Source organism: Ralstonia sp. ASV6, from assembly GCF_016429285.1.
GTDB lineage: Bacteria > Pseudomonadota > Gammaproteobacteria > Burkholderiales > Burkholderiaceae > Ralstonia > Ralstonia flaminis.
Map to the genome: position 1 here is coordinate 1 of NZ_JAELUI010000706.1, position 251 is coordinate 251.

A 251-nucleotide genomic window follows, 5' to 3' on the forward strand; every position below is an offset into this window, starting at 1 on the left:
CTCGCCCCGGACGGGTGGCCGCAGGATGTCTTGCCCACGCGCGACGCAAGTATGACGAGCTACTACGCAACCAGGGCCACAGCACCGTGGCGCCCGAGGCGCTGCGGCGCATTGCTCAGATCTACCGTAAGCGTCCGGCGATACCACCTTGCCAGTCGAACTGCGTTGTGAGTGAGAGTATCTTCAGCGCGCCAGGCGCCAATTGTGAGGAAGCAGCTCGTCAATGCGGCTGTTCAGGTGGGTTGGCAGTC

The 251-nt window shown here is 63.3% G+C and carries 1 pseudogene; it reads left to right on the forward strand.

Going from position 1 to position 251, the window contains the following annotated elements:
- A pseudogene (locus tag JHD73_RS29470) lies at positions 1-125 on the forward strand (transposase); the annotation flags it as partial.
- Positions 126-251: the final 126 nt, after the last annotated feature.